A 1,660-nucleotide genomic window follows, 5' to 3' on the forward strand; every position below is an offset into this window, starting at 1 on the left:
AGCCCCGGACGACACCGACCCCCGCGACCAGCCGATGCCACAGGCCGACACCCTCGAACCCCACCATGACGAGGAACTCGACTACAACGCATACCCGACGAACGACGATGGCGTGTACCTGACATACAACGGCGTGTACCTGCCGTACGACGACGCGGCGGACCCCGGTCGGCCGGACCGGCCCGACAGCCTCGACCCCACCCTCACCCGCCCCGAAGCCGGGTTCCGCGACTCCCTCCTCGACGGCGAAGACGACCACCCTGTGGCCTGGAACACCGCCCTGGGCAGCGTCACCGCCCACGGACAGTGGAACAACGCCGTCGGCAGCGCCGCTCCCGTGCTCTACGCCGGTCACTTCGGGCCCGGACTGCTGATCGCCGACCAGGTCAGCGGCCGCGTCACCGCGATCCACCCCGACGGCTCCAGCACCTACCCCACACCCGACCAAGCAGCCCACCTCGCCACCGAACAGAACTACACCGTCGTGGTCCACTCCCCCGGCCACTACGACGCCACCACCCCCACCCGACCCACGCCCGCCACCCGACCCGAAACGGACGAGTCCCGACCCCCCACGCCGGAACGGCACAGCCAGGCGATGGACATCGACACGGACGCAGGCGCGGACGCCGGCGACGACCGCGGGCACCCGGGCCAGGACCCGAACCCGGACCCCACGCCGGCACTCCTGTCCGCGCCCGCGACCGTCGGGGCCAGACGCACGGACGGGACCACCGCGGTCGCCTTCCTCGGACGTATCCCGAAGGCCTTCTACGCGGCCGCCACCAAGAACGCGGTCACCGTCAACGACAGGCAATTCTGGCTGCCGGGTTCGGAGGCCGAGCATGCCCGGTTCGCGCACCAGCCGCTGAAGGGCGAGCTGGTCGGCAGCAAGGTCAGGTTCACCAACCCCGACGGCGAGTGGTTCGAGGAACCCCTCGACGTGCCCGCGACGCAGCAGCTCCGGCCGGCCGGCAAGACCATCATGGTGTTCGGCGTGACGATGACCGTGCCGGGGGCGCCGGCCGATCACCCGGCGGGTGCGCCCTTCCCCGGCTGGTACGCGCGGTTGGCCGGCGCGGACGGCCACCGGGTCGTGGAGTGGTCCCGCACGACAGGCGCCCGCTTCACACCCGAAGGCGACGTGACCCCGTACGACGAGCCGACCGAGGTGTACAAGTTCCGGCTCGCGACGGAGAAGGCCGAGCGGCCGTTCACCTACCCACCGGCCCCGACCGGCCCGCAGACCTTCCGCGAACGCGTCCCGGAACTCTTCTACGCCACCGCCGGCGCGACCAGCGTCAACGTCAACGGCAAGGAATTCAAACTGCCGAGGGGTGAGCGCCGTAACCTGTTCGCGAAAAAGGCACTGTGGGGCGAGCGCACCGGCGACAAGGTCAAGTTCACCAACACCGATGGCCAGTGGTTCGACCCCACCCTCGGTCAGAGGACCGAGAGCAAGGGGCCCTTCCAGCCCGGCAGCCGGAACGTGTTCGGCGTGAAGTTGACTGTGCCGGGGGCGCCGGCTGGCCACCCGGCGGGCGAGCCCTTCCCCGGCTGGTACCCGCGGTTGGCCGGCGCGGACGGCCACCGGGTCGTGGAGTGGTCCCGCACGGAAGGCGCCCGCTTCACACCCGAGGGCGACGTGACCCCTTTCGAC

1 pseudogene is annotated in these 1,660 nt (G+C 71.0%); it reads left to right on the forward strand.

The window, feature by feature from the left end:
- Positions 1–1,660 (forward strand): annotated as a pseudogene (locus tag ACWD4U_RS34700) (hypothetical protein); the annotation flags it as partial.

This window comes from Kitasatospora sp. NPDC002522 (assembly GCF_053595195.1).